19 protein-coding genes are annotated in these 19,144 nt (G+C 70.4%); 18 read left to right on the top strand and 1 reads right to left on the bottom strand.

Going from position 1 to position 19,144, the window contains the following annotated elements; genetic code table 11:
* The first annotated feature begins 141 nt into the window (after positions 1-141).
* The 10 genes from WMF12_RS34360 (at position 142) to WMF12_RS34315 (ending at position 8,545) form a co-directional block, all read left to right on the top strand.
* The gene (locus tag WMF12_RS34360) at positions 142-423 is read left to right on the top strand and encodes a hypothetical protein (protein WP_437852221.1); all 282 of its coding nucleotides are present in this window, start codon (positions 142-144) and stop codon (positions 421-423) included.
* 134 nt (positions 424-557) lie between these two features.
* Complete coding sequence (locus tag WMF12_RS34355) at positions 558-1,076, top strand: hypothetical protein (RefSeq protein ID WP_437852220.1); 519 nt, start codon at positions 558-560, stop codon at positions 1,074-1,076.
* A gap of 60 nt (positions 1,077-1,136) precedes the next feature.
* On the top strand, positions 1,137-1,454 hold the full coding sequence (locus tag WMF12_RS34350) for a hypothetical protein (RefSeq protein ID WP_437852219.1): 318 nt from the start codon (positions 1,137-1,139) through the stop codon (positions 1,452-1,454).
* 391 nt (positions 1,455-1,845) lie between these two features.
* Positions 1,846-4,026, top strand: coding sequence for a PKD domain-containing protein (locus tag WMF12_RS34345; protein WP_437852218.1), 2,181 nt, complete (start codon positions 1,846-1,848; stop codon positions 4,024-4,026).
* A gap of 429 nt (positions 4,027-4,455) precedes the next feature.
* Positions 4,456-4,689 carry a beta-propeller fold lactonase family protein gene (locus WMF12_RS34340; protein ID WP_437852216.1) on the top strand — a complete coding sequence of 78 codons (234 nt, stop codon included), beginning with the start codon at positions 4,456-4,458 and terminating at the stop codon, positions 4,687-4,689.
* A complete protein-coding gene (locus WMF12_RS34335) occupies positions 4,686-5,756 on the top strand; it encodes a hypothetical protein (RefSeq protein WP_437852214.1) in 1,071 nt (356 codons plus the stop codon). Before WMF12_RS34340 ends, WMF12_RS34335 begins: the two co-directional genes overlap by 4 nt.
* 122 nt (positions 5,757-5,878) lie before the next feature.
* Entirely contained in the window at positions 5,879-6,418 is a 540-nt protein-coding gene (locus tag WMF12_RS34330) for an RNA polymerase sigma factor (RefSeq protein WP_437852212.1), read from the top strand.
* Entirely contained in the window at positions 6,415-7,344 is a 930-nt protein-coding gene (locus WMF12_RS34325) for a hypothetical protein (RefSeq protein ID WP_437852209.1), read from the top strand. The genes WMF12_RS34330 and WMF12_RS34325 overlap by 4 nt, the downstream gene beginning before the upstream one ends.
* Positions 7,345-7,393: 49 nt before the next feature.
* A complete protein-coding gene (locus WMF12_RS34320) occupies positions 7,394-7,600 on the top strand; it encodes a hypothetical protein (protein WP_437852208.1) in 207 nt (68 codons plus the stop codon).
* Positions 7,601-7,792: 192 nt separating this feature from the next.
* Positions 7,793-8,545: a hypothetical protein gene (locus tag WMF12_RS34315; RefSeq protein ID WP_437852207.1), complete on the top strand. Its 753-nt coding sequence runs from the start codon at positions 7,793-7,795 to the stop codon at positions 8,543-8,545.
* A 121-nt stretch (positions 8,546-8,666) separates the two neighbouring features.
* Here the strand turns inward: WMF12_RS34315 and WMF12_RS34310 are convergent, their stop codons facing one another.
* Positions 8,667-9,602, bottom strand: a complete 936-nt coding sequence (locus tag WMF12_RS34310) for a cupin domain-containing protein (RefSeq protein WP_437852206.1) — start codon at positions 9,600-9,602, stop codon at positions 8,667-8,669.
* Positions 9,603-9,710: 108 nt separating this feature from the next.
* Between WMF12_RS34310 and WMF12_RS34305 the strand changes: the two genes are divergently transcribed.
* The 8 genes from WMF12_RS34305 (at position 9,711) to WMF12_RS34270 (ending at position 19,132) form a co-directional block, all read left to right on the top strand.
* Positions 9,711-10,127, top strand: a complete 417-nt coding sequence (locus WMF12_RS34305) for a DUF4267 domain-containing protein (RefSeq protein ID WP_437852204.1) — start codon at positions 9,711-9,713, stop codon at positions 10,125-10,127.
* Between the two features lie 64 nt (positions 10,128-10,191).
* Positions 10,192-10,341 (top strand): DUF2871 family protein, encoded by a 150-nt coding sequence (locus WMF12_RS34300; RefSeq protein WP_437852202.1) that lies wholly within the window; start codon positions 10,192-10,194, stop codon positions 10,339-10,341.
* 300 nt (positions 10,342-10,641) lie between these two features.
* Positions 10,642-10,902 carry a hypothetical protein gene (locus WMF12_RS34295; RefSeq protein ID WP_437852200.1) on the top strand — a complete coding sequence of 87 codons (261 nt, stop codon included), beginning with the start codon at positions 10,642-10,644 and terminating at the stop codon, positions 10,900-10,902.
* Between the two features lie 588 nt (positions 10,903-11,490).
* Positions 11,491-11,841: a hypothetical protein gene (locus WMF12_RS34290; protein ID WP_437852198.1), complete on the top strand. Its 351-nt coding sequence runs from the start codon at positions 11,491-11,493 to the stop codon at positions 11,839-11,841.
* A gap of 76 nt (positions 11,842-11,917) precedes the next feature.
* Positions 11,918-12,493: a hypothetical protein gene (locus WMF12_RS34285; RefSeq protein WP_437740915.1), complete on the top strand. Its 576-nt coding sequence runs from the start codon at positions 11,918-11,920 to the stop codon at positions 12,491-12,493.
* Between the two features lie 229 nt (positions 12,494-12,722).
* Positions 12,723-13,385 carry a superoxide dismutase family protein gene (locus WMF12_RS34280; RefSeq protein WP_437852196.1) on the top strand — a complete coding sequence of 221 codons (663 nt, stop codon included), beginning with the start codon at positions 12,723-12,725 and terminating at the stop codon, positions 13,383-13,385.
* A 948-nt stretch (positions 13,386-14,333) separates the two neighbouring features.
* The gene (locus WMF12_RS34275; protein WP_437852194.1) at positions 14,334-16,964 is read left to right on the top strand and encodes a transglutaminase-like domain-containing protein; all 2,631 of its coding nucleotides are present in this window, start codon (positions 14,334-14,336) and stop codon (positions 16,962-16,964) included.
* Positions 16,965-17,542: 578 nt separating this feature from the next.
* Positions 17,543-19,132 (top strand): hypothetical protein, encoded by a 1,590-nt coding sequence (locus WMF12_RS34270; RefSeq protein WP_437852192.1) that lies wholly within the window; start codon positions 17,543-17,545, stop codon positions 19,130-19,132.
* Positions 19,133-19,144 lie beyond the last annotated feature (12 nt).

Genomic DNA, 19,144 nt, shown 5'->3' with positions numbered 1-19,144 from the left:
TCGGATAATCGCCGAAGAACGGTCCGAGCTGCGTGCCGAGATCGCCATAGCCGAAGCACGAGGCGTCGCAGTGGCCATGCTCGAGGCTGAGGTTGACCATTCGACAGACCACGAGGCCGAGTAGCCGCGCACTTCCACGTCGTGGCGCTCGATGGCGTATTCACTCGAAAGGACGGTCCCGAGGTCGTTTTCCACCAGGGCCCTGCGCCCTCGCGCGACGACATCGCCGCTGTCGCCGCGCGCGTCGAGAAGCGCATGATGCGGTGGCTGCGGCGGCGGAAGCTCGTGGGCGACGGGCCGATCGAGGAGCGCTCCAACGAGGCCCCCGAGCTCTCCCCGCTCGAGCATCTCGTTCCCGCAGCCCGAGGGCGGGATCGTGATGGTGACTTACCCATCGTCTTCTCGAATGTCGACAGCATCTGAGCCCGGAGATCGGCCGGCTCGACGCGCTGCCCGATTGCCACGAGCGCGTGATCGCGCGTACCATGCCGCCCATGCGGAAAGCCTGGAGACATGACAGAACATGGCTGATCTCGCTGGCCATCGGGGCTCTCGGCATGGCGTCGGCCTGCTCGGGAAATCTGACAGTCGACGGCTCGGGCGGCAGCGGCGGCGTTGGGGGTGCCGGAGCGGGAGGGGGAGGCGCCGAGCCCGGGCTCTACGATGCCTTCTGCGATGCCCGGGCCGCTTGCAAGTGGGACTTCGGCGCCTCGAACGACACGGCCGCCTGCAAGGCCAGCGCCCAGTGCGACTCGATGCTGCTTCATCACCCCGGAGGGCCGCTGTTCGATTGCGCGGACTCCTGCTCGCTGGGCGAGTGCCTCACCACCGTCTACTTCGACTACTTGGACTATTCCAGAGTGGAGCACACCGAAGCCGCCAAAGAGTTCGAGGAGCGCTGCGGGACGGGCTGCCCCGTCTTCGAGGACTTCTGCATGGCGGGGGCGCTCTTCACGGACGAGGCGCTCGAGACGATGACCAAGTGCTTCGATCTGGCGAGCTGTGAAGAGGTGAAGAGCTGCGCGCTCGAGACGTATGCCCCCTGCACGGCGTGGGTGTACCAGATCTCGCCGTGACGGGGCCCCATGGCCCGGCCGGCGCTGGATCCAGGGCGTCCCCTCGCATACCCTGGCCCCATGGCGCGTCCGACGATCCTTCTCCTTTCGGCCCCCCTGTTGCTCCTCTCCTCCTGCGGTCACAGCGACGAGGTGATCGACGGTGTGGTCCTCCCCGACGTGGAGTTCGCCGGGTTCCTGCTCGGCGTCAAACACACCCACCTGCACCTGGTGCCCGGCAAGCGCGTAAGGAAAACAAGCCCGATCGCGGCGCGACGAGGTGTGGCGTGGCGGACGGCTCTGGCAGGGTCGCGGGCATCGGACGGCGGCGTCCTGGGGGGGCCGGAGACCTTGGGGCGCGGCGCAGAGCGCGCGAACAGGCGCATTTGCAGGACGTAGGCACACGTCGCCGTGGCAGGCTGGCCTGAGCCCCGCGGTGCTGCTGCGGTAGGCTACGCCGCGTCTCCGAGCGCATCGGCGGAGGTGACCGCGCCGCCCCACATCCACGGCCGCAGGCCACGGCACGTGCGCGAGGTTGAATGCGAGCAGACCTGCAAGCATCTCAGTCCCCGTAAGGACTTACGTGTCGGCGGGGCTCCCGTCCCTGCAGGGAACGACGACGATGGAGGCGACCCAGGCGCTGACATCGCCGGAATGACGTGCACGAACGGCGGAATCCTCTGCAGAGCGACATCGATCTCCGGATCGCCGACGCTCGGGCATCGAGACCACACCACCCAAGAGAAGAACCCAGGAAGGGGATAAGATGAGAAGGGGACGAAGAGACTTCGTGCAAGGACCGACGGCCATCGCGCTCGCGCTCGCGTTGCCGGCGTGCGGCCAACAGGGGATCGACGGAGGTGACGCTGCGGAGACCGGGGTCATCCGTGCCGCCCTCGCGATCCGGGGCGAGCGGCACGACGTGACGGCGGTTCACTACAAGGTCGTCGGCGCCAGCAGCACCTGCAGGGACACGGCGATCGCGGAGGCGACCAGCGCCCTCGACATCGACGTGCCCCTCGCCGGCGACGTGCCCTACGACGACCACCTCGTCACGGGCTCCGGGACGCACGCGGCCGCGGAGGGCACGTTCGTGCTGCCTCGCGGCAATTACCGCGTCTGCGCGACGCCGATGCACGACGCTTCGCCGTCGGAAGAGTGCGCTCCCGCCGAGACGGTGGTGGATGTCCCTGGGCAGTGGACGAGGGAAGTCATGCTCGTGTCCCAGTGCCGCGGGGATACCGACGGCCTCCTCGACGCGGTGGTCGCTCTAAACTCCCCGCCAAAGATCAACAGCCTCGACATCGCGCCCAGCAAGTTCATCACCCTGTGCGAGACGGCCACGATCACCGTGGACGCAGAGGATCCCGATGGCGACGCGATCTCGGTCACCTGGCAGATCGGCTCGAAGGTGAGCGGGTCCTCCCCGGTCCTCGGCCTTCCTGGGCCCGTCGGCACGTTCTCGACGGACACGCCGGGCGTCTACACCATTCAGGTCAAGGCCACCGACGTGCACGGCGCGTCGACATGGCTGTACTTTTACATCCACGTATCGGCCGAGCGCTGCGACTGCACCTGCCCCGACGGCTCCATCCAGCTCCCCGACGGGAAATGCGCGACGAGCTACGACATCGATGCGGACCGCCTCATCAACCAGGAGGAGCGCTGCGATGACACGGACACCCACCGCTACGGGTGCGGCGACTACGGGTTCCAGTGGCACGATCTCGGGCGCGGGTTCTCCTCCGTTCGCCGGGTCGACGTCGAGCTCGAGAGCGGCATCGACTGCTCCTTCGAGGCCGGCGCCCGCGCCGTGTCGCTCAATGGCGCCGCGATTGGCAACTTCGACCCTATCGGATCGTGCACTTGTGACTCGGATCACGAGCTCGCCTCGTTCACCGACGTGAATCCCAGCTCGTACGTGCTCGGCGGGGTGAACTCCGTGAATATTTCCGCGCCGAGCTGCGACGGGCTGAGCCGGAGCGAGGAGCTCGGCGGGGCGTTCGCGCGCGTCACGGTCGTCTACAGCTGCGAGCCGAGCCTCTGCGCCGACGTGACCTGCGCGCCGCCGGACGCGTGCCACGTCGCGGGCGCGTGCGACCCAAGGACGGGGCTCTGCACGAACCCGAACGCGCCCGACGACACGGCGTGCGACGACGGCGACCCGACCACCGCGGAGTCGATATGCATCAGCGGCGCGTGCGTCGCCGAGTCCCCCTGCGGCAACGGCAGGGTCGGTCCGGGCGAGGAGTGCGACGATGGCGGCCATGTCAACGGCGACGGCTGCTCGGCGACCTGCCAAGTCGAGGGCACGCGCCGGTTCCTCTACACCGTGCGTGAGGAGGACGACATGCTTCGCCGGTTCGACCTGCGGACGCGGAAATTCGAGGACGTCGGTCCGCTCGGCGTGAGCTTCGACATCGGCGAGCTCGCCTGGGAGGAGGCGACCGGCACCCTGTGGATGATCGACGGGCGCGCCAACAAAGGACTCTACACGGTGGACATCGCCACCGGGGCCGCCAATCTGGTGGGCATCCACGGCGTCGACAAAATGTTCGGGCTCGGCCTCGATCCGAGGACTGGCAACCTGTACGGCAGCGCGCGCGGGAGCCAACCCGGGTTCTACCAGCTGGACAGGGCGACCGGGGCCGCGACCCTGCTCGGGACGCCCCCCAGAAGCTACGACGGCATGGCCTACGACACCACCCGCGACCAGCTGGTCGGGTTCGTCGCCGGTTATGGCCCCCTCTTCGCCATCGACGTCGCGAACGGCGCCGGGTCGTTGCTGGCATACCAAGAGCCCACCAACGCCGGCGGCCTCGCGTACGATCCGGTCGCCGACCAGTTCTGGGAGATCGATCAGGACGGGTTCCTGTACACCTACGACCCGATGTATGACTATATGCAGACCATCATCAGCTCGCAGCTCGGCGCGCACGATGGGCTGACCCTGGTCATGCCCGCGCCGTGACGTTCCGTATCCGAGGACCGAGGAGCCTCCGTGCGAGGAGGGCCCGGTGGACTCTCCATCTAAGCAGCAGAGGCCGCCGCTCCGTCGGCACGCCCCCGTGCAACATGAGGTAGCCGAGCCGCAGGCGGAACGCTCTCGAGCAGGCCCGGGTGGCGAGATCCGCCCGAGGAGCCGTCGATGCCGGACACGGTGCGCTGCGGGGTCGTGCGTGACGGCGTTTGGACGAGCTCAGCGTGGTGTAGGCAATACTCCACAGCCGAGTGAGCTCGTTGGATCTGTTGATTTTTGTAGGCGGATCAGTGGATCGTACGTTTGTACATCATGTCGACTGCCGGTCGTTGCCGGGAAATTCTTGACAGGTCGGAATGGCTTTGCGCGGGCTATCCTCGCGAGGCGGCGTTCGGGCGCCGGACGCGGTCGCACCACGCCGTGACCGACGCGGCGAACCGCTTCGCCTTCGTCACCAACCTCGGGTCCGACGCCATTGCCCAGCTCACGTTCGACGCGGCGACGGGCAAGCTGCTGCTCGTCGCGAACCAGGGCTCGAGCGACATCGTCGCGTTCCAGGTGAACGAGGCGACCGGCGCCCTCCGGCCCACCGGCCGCGTCACCGAGGTCCCCGAGCCCACCTACGTCGGGATCGCGGCCTCGCCGGGCCCGTGACCGCGCGCCGCGCAGCACGCCTCGGGTTCGTCGCTGCGGCGCTCGCCGCGTCGGCGCTCGTCGCTGCGGCGCGCCCCGCGCGCGCGTCGTCCGGCGAGCAGACCGCGTCGCTGAGCTGGGTGCGGCTCGCCGGCGCCGAGGCGTGCGTCGGGGCGCGCGCGCTCGCGCAGGCGGTGGAGGCGCGCCTCGGGCGCGCGGCGCTCGTCTCGGCCGCCCGCGCCGAGCTCACCATCGAAGGGCGCATCGAGCCGGGGGGCACGGGCGGGTGGCGCGCGGTGATCGCGGTCGCCGACGCGGGCGGCGCGGTGCTCGGGACGCGCGAGATCGCGACGGCGTCGCCGCGCTGCAGCGCGATCGACGACGAGCTCGCCCTGGCCATCGCGCTCATGATCGACCCCAGCGCGAAGCTGTCCCCCGGCGCGCCGCTTCCGCTGGCCGCGCCGGCGCCGCCTCCAGCGCCGCCGCCCGCGCCCTCGCCGCCGGCGCCGCAGGTCATCGTGCAGCGCGTCCTGATCCCCGTCCCGCCGCCGGCACCTCCGCCGCCGGCGCCGTGGCGCGTCGAGGTCGGCGCCGGCCCGCTCTTCGGGCTCGACCTCCTGCCCTCGCCCGGCATCGCCGCCGCGCTCCGCGCGCGCCTCACGCCCCCGCGGTCCTGGTCGTTCGAGGTCGGGGGGGCGATCTGGCTGCCGGACGAGGCGACCACCGGCGCCTCCTCGACGCGCTTCTCCTGGGGCGAGGGGTTCGTGTCCGCGTGCCCCGTCTCGCTCGGGGGCGAGACGCGGCTCTCCGCGTGCGCGGGCGTCCGCCTCGGCGCGCTCCAGGTCGGCGGCCTCGGGTTCGGCGTCGACCGCGCCGACGAGCGCCTGACCGCGGGCGCCGCGCTCGACGTCCGTCTCACCCGGCAGCTCGCCGGCCCGCTCACCGTGGGGGGCGGGCTCGGGCTGATCGTGCCGATCGTGCGTGACACCTTCTACTACATCGACGCGCAGGGCCGGGACCGCGAGGTCTTCCGGATGGCGCCGCTCGCCGGGGCGGCGGACGTCCTTCTCGGCGTCGATTTCCCGTGATGTTTCCGTGACTTCCGCTGATTTTCCCGATTCGGAGCCCGGCGTCGCTTTTCTTCCATAAAACCGCGCGCTCGCGACCATCAAGGTCAGGGCCCGGCTTCCTTGCGCCCCGGCCTCTCGCGATGACCCTCGAGGAGATTTTCGAAGAGAACGCGGCGTACGTGTGGCGCGTGCTGCGGAGGCTCGGCGTCGGCGAGGCCGACGTCGAGGACGTCTGTCAGGAAGTCTTCCTCACGGTGCATCGGAAGCTCGACACCTTCGACGGCAGCTCGGCGCTGCGCACGTGGCTCTACAGCATCTGCCTGCGGCTCGCGTCGGAGTACCGGCGGCGGCCGCACCGGCGGCGCGAGGAGGTGGCCGAGGCCGTTCCCGAGCCGGTCATGGCGGCGCCGCAGGACGAGGCGCTCGATCGCCGCCGCGCGCTCGACCGGCTCGACGCGGCGCTCGATCGGCTCGACGACGACAAGCGCGCGGTGTTCGTCCTGCACGAGATCGAGCAGGTGCCCATGGCGGAGATCGCGAAGGCGGCGGGATGCCCGCTGCAGACGGCGTACTCGCGGCTGCGCGCGGCGCGGGCGCAGATCGAGGCGGCGATGCGCCGGTACGAGCTCGGCGCGTCGCGGGTCGGGGCCGCGCGGGTCACCGAGGGGAGCAACGTATGAGCGGCGATCCTCGCAAGCAGATCGGCTCGGAGGGCGGCTCGGACGTGCTCCGCCTGGCCCTCGAAGCGGCCCGGCGCGACGCGCCGGACAAGGCGCAGCTCGCGCGTCTCGCGGCGCGGCTGCCGCTCCACCCTCCGGGCGGACCGGGAGGCGGCAAGGACCCCGGCGGCCCCGCGGGCGGCGGTGGACCGGCGACCGGCGGCGGCGCGGGCGCCCCGGCGACCGGCGCCGGCGTGAGCGCCCCGGCAACGCACGCTCCGGCGGGGATCGCCGCGACCGGGGCTGTCGCACCGCCGTCGGTGCTCTCCGGCCTGGCGGTCGGCGCGGCGCTCGGCGTCGTCCTCGTCGGGGCGGTGTGGCTCATGCCGTCGCGCTCGCAGCCGCCGCCCGCCGCGCCGCTGGCGCCGCCCGGCGCGGCGGTGGTCGCGGCCGCAGCCACGGCGGGGGCCGCGGCGGCGTCCGCCGCGGGGGCGCCGGAGGTGCCCGCGGAGGCGCCCCCCGCTGCGGAACCGCCGCGCGCGCGTGCTCCGGAGCCGCCGCGCGCGCGCGCGTTCGCCGTGACGAGCGGCGCGCCGCTGCCCGCGCGCGCGTTCGCTGTGACGAGCGGCGCGCCGGCGGCGGGCGGCTCGGCGCAGGCGGCGCTGCCCGACGCGGAGACGGAGCTCGGCCTGCTGCAGCGCGCGCAGGAGGCGCTCGCGGCGCGGCCTGCGGAGGCGCTCGCGCTCGCCGACGCCCACCTCGCGCGCTTCCCGGGCGGCGCGCTCGCCCAGGAGCGCGAGGTGATCGCGGTCGGCGCCCTGAAGGCGCTCGGCCGGGGCGGCGAGGCGCTCGCGCGCGCGAACCGCTTCGTCGCGGCGCACCCGAGCTCCGCCTACCGCCGCAGGCTCGAGATCCTCGTTCCGGAGCTGAGAGGCGCGCAGCGGTGAAAGCAGGCCGCGGGCTGCCGTCGCCCCGGCGAGGCCAGGGCGCTGATCGGTGGATCTCTCGAGGTCCCCGGCTCGCGGCGTTGCCACACCGGACGCCGGTTGTAACGACTGCTCTGCTCGCGGCAAAGGCGGCTTCATCCACGGCACGGTCGAGCTCGTGGGCATCGATGCCGCGGAGCTCGTGGTGAAGCTCGAGGGGACAGACACCTTCGACATCGACGTCAGCGGCGTCCACGACGCGCTCCGCTGCCCCTGAGCGCCGCTCGCCGCTCCTGCGCTGCGGCTCACCGTTCTCGCCGGCGCGGCCTCGAGGGGATCCAGCGCCACCGCCTTGTTCAGGCCCACCGTCGTACCCGAACGAAGATCGATCAGGAGATCATAAAAACAGACGAACGACGCCATTCATGGAATGACAACGGGCTGCGCTGACAGGCCCGGGGAGATACGAATGCGACGCCTCGTGAACACATCCATTTCATTGTTCTTTGGGCTGATGATGCTCCAGACCTTCGGCGCCGGATGCACCGCCCTGGTGGAGGTCGGCGATGACAGCGACGACGGCGGTCAAGAGGCCGGGCCCGAGGAGGACGCCAATGGGACCGGCAGCGGCGGCGTCGGCGGCAACTCCAGCACCGGGGGCGGCTCGTCGGTCGGGAGTGGCGGCGACTCCAGCACCGGGGGCGGCTCGTCGGTCGGGAGTGGCGGCGACTCCAGCACCGGGGGCGCCTCGTCGGTAGGCGCCGGCGGTTCCGCCTCGACCGGGAACGGCTCCGGGCCGGCGACGGCCGGCGCGATCGCGCTCTTCAGGAATGAGTTCCCCGGAGAGTACGGGAGCAGTTCGTCCGCCGGGCCGGGCACTTCTCCGGACGATCTCTTCATCATCTTCGGCTCCCCGGTGAGCCTCTGCTCGGATCCATCCGGGACCACCGGCTGCGACAACTGGCAGCTGGGCATCAGCATTCCCCCTGCGCTGCAGGTGCCCGGCATCATCGATCTGAGCGCGCCGGAGGTGTTGTACTCGTACTACACGGTGACCCGCTCTGACAGGGGCGACGGCTGCTGGTCGGGCGACGGCTCCTTCAGGTCCGGCACGATGGAGATCGTGAGCATCGACGCCGCGGAGGTCGTGGTCCGGCTGAGCGGCACCGATACCCACGACATCGACGCCAACGGCGAATACACCGCTGCTCGATGCCCCTGACGTCGCTGGCTCCGTGACGGAGAAGAATCCTCTCGTTGAGGGTCTGGCGATTCCCAAGCGAACGAGACGTCCGCTCATTTCGATCTACGTCACGAGCTGATCGACGTTCCTGCGCGGTGGTTCAGCCGTGCGCGGCGCGCAGCTGCGCGCGGACAGCCGACGGCGTCGCCCCGGTCTCGCGCCGAAACGCGCGCTGAAACGCCTGCACCGTGGCGAACCCGACCGCGTGGGCGATCTGCTGGTTCGACAGCGTCGTCTCGCGGAGCAGGCGGCGCGCGTGCTCGGTGCGCAGCGTCGCCCGGTACGCCATGGGCGGCGCGCCCGTGGCCTCGAGGAACCGCCGGGCGAGCGTGGCGCGCGAGACGCCCACCGTTCGCGCCAGGGTGTCGACGTCCCACGCGCGCGCCGGGTCGTGCACGAGCTCGGCGATCGCGCGGGCGACGACGACGTCCTGCGTGGCGCCGAGCGCGGCGAGCTTCGCGGGCTCACGGTCGGCGAGCAGCCGCACGAGCTCGATGAGGATGAGCTCGAGCCAGCGACGGCGAGCCAGCCCCGCCCCCGGGCGCGTCTCGTGCAGCTCGCTCCGCAGGCGCGCCAGCGCGTCGGCAAACGAGGGCCGCGCCTCGACGGCCCGCGCGCCGGCGTGGATCACCGTCGGCAGGACCTGCAGCAAGGGGGCAAGCGCGTCGTGCTCGAACCGGAACACCCCGCACAGCGCGCGCGCCGTGGTGGCGCCGCGGCCGAGCACGCGCTCGCCGTCCTCCTCTCGCGAGACCTCGAGCCACCGGTCGAGGAGCACGGGCTTCGCCCTCGCGTCGCCGTGGTCGACGCGGTGCCCCACGTTCGGTCGCACCAGCGCCACGTCGCCCTGGTAGAGCGAGACAGCCTCTCGCCCGGCGCGCAGCACGCAGCTCCCCTCGGTCACGTGGTGGAGCACCAGGATCGGACGCGCCGGAAGCTCGAGCGCCCAAGCCCCTCGCGCAGCGGTCCGGCAGACGAGCTCGGACGAGAGTTTTGCCAGGAAAAATCGGCTAGATAGCGGATCATCCTGGTACATGGCGCGAGCCTAGCGATGATCCAGAGCGCGCGCAACGTGAGCGTCTGGGGACATTCGTTGCGCGCGCCGGCCACAGCGGGCGCGTCCGCCGAGGGCTACATCCAGCCCATGAACAACGCCGCTATCGCTTCCTCCGCCTCGTCCCTTCCGTCGCGCCGCCTCGGCGGCGCGGGCATCGCCACGCTGCTCACCGGCCTCACGCTGTGCTTCATCGGCGCGCGTTTCCTGGTTGTCCCCGGCGCCGCGGCTGCGGCCTTCGGCGTGCCGCTCGCTGGCCTCGCCGCGTACGCTGTCGCCAAGGGAGTGCGCGACCTCTCCGTCGGCGCCTTGCTCATCGCCTTCGCGCTCCTTGGCGAGCGGCGCGCCGCGGCGCTCACGCTGCTCCTCGGCTCCGTGATCCCCGTCGTCGACGGAGCCATCGTGCTCGCGTGGCGCGGCGCTCACCCGGGCTACCTCGCGATCCACTGGGGCACCGCCGTGTTCTGCATCGCGCTCGGCGTGCTGCAGCTCCGCCGCCGTGCGTGACCCTACCAGGTGCTTGAAGGAGTCCCATCGGGGCGATCGTTGATCACAGGGAGCGAGCGCCGAAATGCGGAAGTCGTACAACGCAGCACACGTCTACATGATCGTCGGAGTGGTCTCCGGGCTGTTCTACCGGGAGTTCACCAAGGTCAATCACTTCACCGGCGAGACCCAATTGGCCCGCGAAAACCTCGGCCTGAACCGTCGCGGCGCGTAGGTAAAAGAAGCCGGATCGCTGCGCGAGGAAGTGTGGCGCGGCGAACCGATGTGGCGGGACCGCGCGCGTCGCGACGCCTCGTTCATGGGTCGAAAGAGCGGCCCCGCGCGGCGCAGAGCGCGAAGAGGGGCGCAACAGACGCCGCGCCTGCGTTTCGGAGCGGGCTCATCGCCCGCCTTCGCGGGCTCTTCTGGCTTCGCAGGGCGCGGTCCGATGCGCCTCCGCGCCAACGTGGGCGGCTTTCGGACGCGAGCACCCCCGCGTACTTGACCGTGTGAAAGCGCGGCGGCGGGACGCCGGTTGCGAGCCGGCACAAGAGCGAGAGCCGGCGACGGCATCGTCCTGCCGGTCTACGCACGCATCGACTGGGCTTCCCTCATCCGCCGCGTCTATCTGGAGGATGTGCTCGCGTGTCCGTGCGGTGGGCGCCGGCGGCTCGTCGCCGACATCGGTCAACGTGCGCAGCGCGAAGCCATCGTGGCGATCGTGACCCATCTCGGCATCCCCACCGAGCCGCCGCCCATCGCCAGGGCCAGAGACCCGTCGTTCGACGCGGCGTGAGCCTCTCGGCCTCGTCCGTCCGCGTGCCGCTCGCGCGTGGCCGTTGGCCAACCTCTGCCCGCAGCTCGACCCCACGCGAGCGGCGCCCTCGTTCTTGGGCCTTTTCGTGCCACGCACATCCCCGAGCGCCAGCCCGCGTTGGTGGCCCGCGCCGTTCTGCCTTTCGTGATCCGGCCGGCTCGTTCTAGCCTCCCCGCTCCGGGACGTGTCGGGGATGCTGCGCTCGTTCGACTACGTCGGCGCCTCGGCGCTCCGGGACAACCGCGTCCGGCCGGAGGACGTCGCGGTGCTCAAGCCGTGGACCGACGCCTGGGTGGCCTGGGTCTCCGCGAGCTACCTCGCGGGCTACCTGGAGACGATCGCGCGCGCACAGGCCACCGCAGAGGCGCGGACCGACGAGACGGCGCCGTTCGTGCCCGCAAACGACGCCGACACGGTGCTCCTGCTCGACTTCTACATGCTCGAAAAGTGTATCTACGAGGTCAGCTACGAGCTCAACAACCGGCCCGACTGGCTGGACATCCCGCTGCGGTCGCCGCCTGCAATATCGGGGCGCTCGCCTATCGGATCGGCGACGCGCCTGCTGCCGTGCGCTGGTTGTCGCTCTGCAAAGAGATCATGCGGCCGCCGAGCACGCCGGAGGAGCGCGACCTGTACGAGTCGCGGATCTTCGACCTGGCGCGCGCGCGCCAGCTCGTCGGCGAGCTCCGCATCGTCATCCCTGCCGGGGCTACCTGCGCCATCGACGGCGAGCAGGTCGCGGTCGAGCGCGACAAGCCCATTCCCGTCGACGCGGGGCGCCACGCCGTGGTGGCGACGCTGAACGGCGCCGCCGTCCGGGTCGAGGCCGCCGGCACGCTCGGGTTTGCGCTCTTCACACACCCGCGCGCCGAGATCACCGCGTCCACCACCGGCATGACGCTCCGCGGGGTGTGGTGATCCTGGTCCCCCGCTGAGCGCGCCGGCGCGCTGGACGAAGCGGGATGCGCCGTTATCCTCGAGGGCTGGTGGGGCGATGATCCGGCTGGAGCTCGCAGGCGCGCATACGCGATTGCACTCGACCTTGTGCGGCGCATGCCCGCAGGGGGCGACCGGCTGCTGCGCCAGCCCGCCGGGGGTCGAGTGGTCGGACATCGGGAGGATCGTGTCGCTCGGCGGCGCAGGCTGGCTCCTCGCTCAGATGACGGCAGGCAACCTGCGCCCCGGTCGGCGCGGCCTGCTCATCCTGCGCGTCGAGCCCCAGGGCAGCGACGGCCACGCGCTGCCGAAGAGGTGTGCTTTCCACGGTCCCGAGGGCTGCACCATCCCGCCGCAGCGGCGCGCGGCGACGTGCAATTACTATGTCTGCGACGACGCCTTCGCGCACGGGGGCGAGCCTCGCGGCGCCCCTGAAGCGCTGGCCGGCCGCAGGGCCCATGACGCGCTCGTGGACCTCTATGGGGGCTGGGATCTCGAGCTCGCCGATCGCATCCGTGCAGGCTGGCCAGACGGCCCTCCCTGGACCCAGGATTTTCTCGCCTGGCTCGGTCGAGAATACAATCGTCTCGCTGCCAGGGCAGCCTCCTCCACGCCGGCGCTGAGGGCTGGATAGCCCCGCCGCGCGCGCCGGAACGCTGAGACGGAGCAGCAGGATCACATTTTTCGATAATCGTCGCAATTCCGTTACCGAATAGGTGCTCGATGCGAAATTTTTTGACGTAGCTGCTTGGACGCTCGCCGTGTTAGGACATCCTCGTGCCCTCGATGGCTTGGTGGCGTCCGGGGGGCAACTGCCTGCCCGCTCGGGTCGCGCCGAGAAAAGGAGACTTATGTCACGGTGGTTGAAGCTCTCATTGGTCGCCCTTGGCGCCAGCGCTCTCTTGGCCGCGTGCGGGGATGACGGCGACTCGCCCGCTGGTTCCACCAGCACGTCGAGCGGCGCGAGCACGTCGTCCACGACCGGCTCGGGCGGCGGTGATGGCGGGAACGGCGGCGGCGGCGACGGCGGCGGCGGCGACGGCGGGAACGGCGAGGGCGGGAACGGCGAGGGCGGGAACGGCGGCGGCGAGGGCGGGAACGGCGGCGGCGAGGGCGGGAACGGCGGCGGCGCGTCCCTGCGGGCCGAGGCGGAGATCCAGGGGTTGAACTCGAGCGGCCTGACCGGGGCCGCGGCCTTCACGCAGGTCGGAGAGGAGGTGACGCTCACCATCACGCTGTCAGGCTGCCCTGCCGGCGAGCACTCCGCTCACATCCACGAGAACAAGAGCTGTGGCAGCAACGGTAATGATGCGGGCGCCCACTGGGTGCCCAACGGCGAAGGACTCGGCAGCTTCGCGTGCGATGCGAGGGGCCAGGGCACGCAGACGGTCAAGCGCGGGACCGACGTCTGGACCGTCGGCGACGGCGCGGACACCGACGTGACGAAGTACGCGATCGTCGTGCACGCCGCGGCAGACCCGGCCGCGGGCGGCCGCATCGGCTGCGGCCTCATCGAGCTGGAGTAACCCTCCGCGGAGCTCGTCTATCCGGACCCGCCGGGGGGCGCATCGGCCCCCGGCCGGCGCGCTCTCCCTGGGCTCGGGGCCGCTCGCGCCGTCCGTACACACTCAGCGTGGGACTCGGCCGCGCCGGATAGGGCGCTCCAGACACGAAAACCGCCATGGCGCCACGCGCGCCAAGAGAACCGAGATGATCCTCTTCTTGGCGTCCATGGCGCCATGGCGGTTCAATCTCTCCTCGCAGGAGCACCGCGAACCAGAGCGCAGCGCGGGCTTCCCGGGGCTGTCTATTTGGAGGATGTGCTCGCGTGTCCGTGCGGTGGGCGCCGGCGGCTCGTCGCCGACATCGGTCAACGTGCGCAGCGCGAAGCCATCGTGGCGCTCCTGACCCATCTCGGCATCCCCACCGAGCGGCCGCCCATCGCCAGGGCCAGAGACCCGACGAGGCGGAGGCGCTCGTCGACGAGCTCGACGACGAGTCGCTCGAGGAAGCGGTGGCCGAGCTCCGCGTACTCACAGGCATGACGACCTGGGCTTCTGCGGCGGGTGGGTGCGCTCCGCGCCCCCGTCGTGCCGCCCCCGCGAATCGTGATGAGTGGCGTATCCGACGCCTACCCCGCCGCGTCGAGGAGACCGAGGCAGGAGCGTGAAGGCTCCACACCGGAGGACCGCGCGGGCGGGTCTCCACGCCTCCGAGCGCGCGAGAGCGCGGCGGACCGCACGCCAGCGCCGCGGCGCTCACGCCCTCGCGACGGCACGGTGACGAGATGCACAGGATGCATGACGGACATGCAGTATTCGATTTGGAAAATGTATTTACAATGATCCACATGTCCGTCGAATCTACGCTGGGCGCCGCGTGCCCGCGGGCGAGCTGGCTCGCCGCGATGGGCATTTCAATCCGTACGCCCGCCCTCCGCGCGCGCTGGGCCCAGCATCTCCGAGAAAGGCAGTATGTTGGACAACAGCATCTCGTCGACGCACGTCACGTCTCGTCGCGCCCGGCGCGCCGCCCGCCACGGCGACGCGCTGGCCCTCTTGCTCCTCGGGGCTATCGGCCTGATCGTCGGGTGCTCCGACGACGAGCTCGCGCTCGAGGCCCCGGTCGAGACCTCCGCTCAGGAGCTCACAAGCATCCCCACTATCCCGGACGAAGCTCTCCAGAAGACCCTGGCGCCCCTCCGAGCGCTCGAGATCCCTGGCAGGGTCTACATGAAATCCGTCGAGGAGACGTTCTCCGGCTCGGGGACCTTCTCGCAGGTCGTTCACGTCTATCAACCAGACGCGAACGGAGAGAGGATCCGGTTCGAGCTCGCCGCGAAGACAGCGGCGGGACAGGTGGACACGAGCCACAGGTTCGAGTCCGCCAAGGTCACCTCGCGCCCGGGAGAGCCGGACCAGACCCAGCAAACGCTGTCGAACAGCAGCGGCCAGCAAGTGTACGAGCTCTCCAGCTCACGCCAGGGCTGGTATCGCTTCGAATTCACGTACGTCGCCCCGAACGCGGGCCGCACCCAGAGCTTCAAGGCCACGGACGTCTCCGGGAACTCCCTGAAGATCGTCTGGGTCGACCCCCCGAGCGCCGCCGTGCAGGTCCGCGCCAAGGTCGCCGTGGACAGCTCGGCGTCCCAGGTGTTCCTCAAGGGAGGCGCTTACCGGAACACCGATTCCAGCCAGTCCGCCTATGCCGACAACGTCAAGCTGAACGGCAACCTGCTCTATCGCCGCGGGTTCGATCAGGGCCGCTACAACTTCCCGCTGGGGCAGCTGAACGCAGCGGAGCACACGCTCGAGTTCTCGCTGGCCGCGAGCGGCTACAATCCTGCCAAGTTCTGGTTCGGCGTCAGCGAGAAGAGCTTCGCGCCGGCGGGCACCAAGACGAGCTGGGACCGAGTCCAGTTCCTCTACCACGGCGCGATGCGCACGGGCGACTATGACGCCTGGAGCGAGGGCGTGGCCTTCGCGCAGGGCGCCACCGTCGTGAACGGCGTCCGTCCTCCGCCCGTCCGCCGCGGCACGACGTTCGCGGTCGCCGTCGAGGACTCGAGCCTGAACGGCGCCGCGCAGAACGCGACGCTGCGGGTCATCTCGAACGCCACGGGCGCCGAGGTGTCCTGGGCGAAGTCTCTGCCCGCCGAGGGCGACTACACGGGAGGCATCTTCACGAGCGGCGCGTTCTCCAGCCGGAGCCGCGAGCACTGGCGGATCACCGTGCCGAGCGACGCGCCCATCGGACGCTACCTTGTGCGCGCCTTCGCCCCATCGGGCACCCGGATCGGTCAGGACGTCGTGTTCTACGTGATCCACAACCCCTATCCGCTCGTCGCCAGCGGGGCCATCTCCAAGGCAGAGCTCGAGACGTATGGCTACGACGAGGACGAGGACGGCGTCAATCTGAACGGCGGGTACGGCACCGATCAGGACAACATCCGCGATCACTTCACGGTGCTCTACGAGTGGTCGCCGCCGTACGCCGTGTACCCGAAGCTCACCGCGGCGTTCCGCCGGACGACAGACGAGTCGAAGTTCTCGTTCCTGGATCACGCCGTGGCGGCAGCGCAGGGGACCACGAGCGAGTTCGAGACGATGCGCCGGCTGTATCGCCTCGTCACGCAGCGATACCGGTACAGTCAGGCGACCAACCAGGGCGATGTATCGTCCATCTTCCTGAGCGATGGCCTGGATCCCGCTGAATCGCTCCAGTACGGGAAGCCGGGCTCGCAGCTCAGCTGGGACGACGGGGTGATGGGCGCCCAGTGCTACGACTACGCTCCGGTCCTGGCGGCCATCGCCCGCAGCGCCGGTGTCCTTTCCCGGGTCGTGTCCAGCCAGGGCTTCCTCGGCGGCTGGGGGAACCATTTCTTCACGGAGGCGTACACCCCGGGCGTGCCCCATCACGGCGGCAAGCAGCAGAACAGCAGCTCGAGCCCGAACAGCGACACAAGTCCCTGGTACGTGTTCGATGCGACCAATCCGGATGCGTCCGGCAACACCCCGTATCAGTATCTCTGGGAGCGCTACTCGGAGGGGATCGCGCCGCAGGCGCAGTACGGCAAGGCGACGTTCGTGCTCTCGGGATACAAGCCTCTCGGCACGACGACCAACACCGTCACCTGGGATCCGCTGGGCCCCACGGACGATATAGGCGCGGACGACGTCCTGTCCCTGCAGGCCCAGTACGAATCCGGACCGGACTTCTGGCTGACGCAGAGCGGCGTCACGGGCTTCCTCGGGCGCGGCGAGAAGGACGTCTATCGCATCAGCAAGGCGACCACCGGGGCAAGGGCGGTCTCCGTCAGGACGGCGCCGGGCGGCGGGAACACCCTGCAGCCCGTGCTCTGCGTGGGGCCCTACGTCGATCCCAACGGCCCTCCCGTCGAGAGCGAGCCCGGCGTGGCGCCCAGGTGGGCTGCCTCCGTGCCGGTGCGTTGCGCGGATCGGGCGACGACCTATCCCCTTCCCGAGGGGGAGTCGTACGTGGTCGTCTTCCACGACCATGGTCAGCCGGATGACGCCTACCCCGACCAGAACGACAGGCTCAAGCTGGGAGACTCTGTCCAATACGTCCTGGATCTTCAGTACTGAACCTGCCGAGGCCCTCCCGTCGTGGCGGAGCGCCGCCCTCGTTCTTGGGCCTTTTCGTGCCCCGCGCATCCCCGAGCGCCAGCCCGCGTTGGTGGTCCGCGCGGTTTTGCTTTTCGTGATCCGGCCGGCTCGTCCTAGCCTCCGTCATCTGCCCACCGATGATCTACGGGCGGGGGACGGGATTGAAGCGCGACTCCGCCGGCGTCACGCAGCGGGAACCGCACGGGCTCGCGCCCCCGCGCGCCTCCTCCCGGGCCTATTTGTAAAGAATCTTTAAAAATGGAGCTCCGGGCCGCGCCGAACGTTGAACATCGTTTTTGTTCAGCTACATCATCGGTCGCCTGAGGTCGCTCCTGGCACCGCCTGACGCCCCCAGCGCGCGGCCTCGCGCGCCGGGCGGCGAGGGCTGCCTCCCCGGCGGTTTCCCCGCCGGGGCGTGGCTCACGAGGTCCACGCCGCACCGCCGGGCGGCTCGGATGGCTCCGCGACCACAGCTGAAGAGTGGATGAAACGCGCCGCTTTCCTGCTCGTGGCCGCTCGCCACGGCCGGGCGCTGCGCTTGTAACGGAGAAAGCTTGATGGGACGCTCGAAGATGGGGCTGCTGCTCGCGTGCGGGGTCGGAATGGCGCTGTTCGCCGGGGGGTGCTCGGAGGCAGAGGACGAGATTCCGGAGCCCCTCGACGAAGCTTCGCAATCGCTCGCCCTGGCGGATCGGCTCGCTGAATGCGCGCAGGATCCGCGCGTGGTCGCCGGGCTCGTCTCGCAGGACATCTGCGCGGGCGCAGGTGTCTTCTTCCACGAGACGTTCGAGGGCAACGGCCGCACCTGCGGCACCTGCCACCCCGTGGCCAACAACACGACGCTCGACGTGCCGTTCATCCAGGCCCTCGACCAAACCAACCCCAATGACCCGCTCTTCGTGTTCCGGCAGGTGCCGGAGCTCGCCGAGCTCGAGACCTCGGATCTGCTGGACGACGCGGCCATCCTCGAGAACGTGGACGGCTTCGCCGATCCGACGCACCGGTTCGTCTCGCGCGGGGTGAACCACGTCCTCTCGCTCAGCACCAGCATCCGGGCGGATTCGGGGGACGGCACCACCAATCCCCCCACGGAGCGGACCGGCTGGGGCGGGGACGGCTCGAGCGACGGCACGCTGCGCGGCTTCCTCAAGGACGCGATCACCCAGCACTTTCCCAAGCGCCTCGCCCGCGAGCCGGGCGTCGATTTCCGGTTGCCGACACCGGAAGAAGAGGACGTGACCCTGGCCTTCCAGCTCAGCCTGGGCCGGCTGAACGAGCTCGATCTGGCGAGCGTTCGCCTGTTCGACGCGGAGGCGGAGGACGGCCGGCAAGCGTTCATGGACCCGAACCGCGGCCGCTGCAACTTGTGCCACCACAACGCCGGCGCGAACTTCCAGGACACCGGCAACAACCGCAACTTCGACACCGGCACGCGCACCAAGGGGTCGCCGCTCAACGGGGGCAGCTTCGGGGGCGAGTTCCTCGCGGACGGCGGCTTCGGCGGGCGAGACCTGCCGGCGCCCAACTTCGACGCCACGGGCATCGGCTTCCCCAACTCGTTCGGCAACGGCACCTTCAACCCGCCGCCCCTCATCGAGGCCGCGGACACGCCGCCCTTCTTCCACAACAACCTGCAGATCAACGACAAGGCGGATCCGGGCCTCACCGACGCCGTCACGTTCTACGCCTCGACGCCCTTCCTCTTCTCTCCCGCCGCCCAGGAGCTCGAGCAGCGCTTCGGGACGCCGCTCAACCTCGTGCCGCTCGACGCGATCGCCATCGCTCGCTTCCTGCGCGCGCTGAACGCCGCCTTCAACGCCGACATCGCGAAGCAACGGCTGGACGCCGCGCGGGTGCTCGTCGACCAGTTCGCGAACACGCGCGCCGACGTGCAGCAGAAGCTGATGGAGCTCGCCCGCGTCGAGATCGACGACGCCATCGAGGTGATGGCCCCGATGACGCTGTATCCCGCCGCGGCGCAGCAGCTCGACCTCGCGCGCGCCGAGATCGCCCAGGGCCTCGCGGCGAGCTCAGCGGTCGAGCGCCGCAACCGCATCGTGAACGCCACCGCGCGCGTGACGACCGCCCGGGCCCAGTTCGGTCAGAACATCACCTTCGTGCTCGGCCAGGGCAACCTGATGTACTGAGCGCGGCCGTGG

It is taken from the genome of Sorangium sp. So ce363 (assembly GCF_051520435.1).
Classification (GTDB): domain Bacteria; phylum Myxococcota_A; class Polyangia; order Polyangiales; family Polyangiaceae; genus Sorangium; species Sorangium cellulosum_B.
This window is presented reverse-complemented; position numbering and strand designations above follow the sequence as displayed.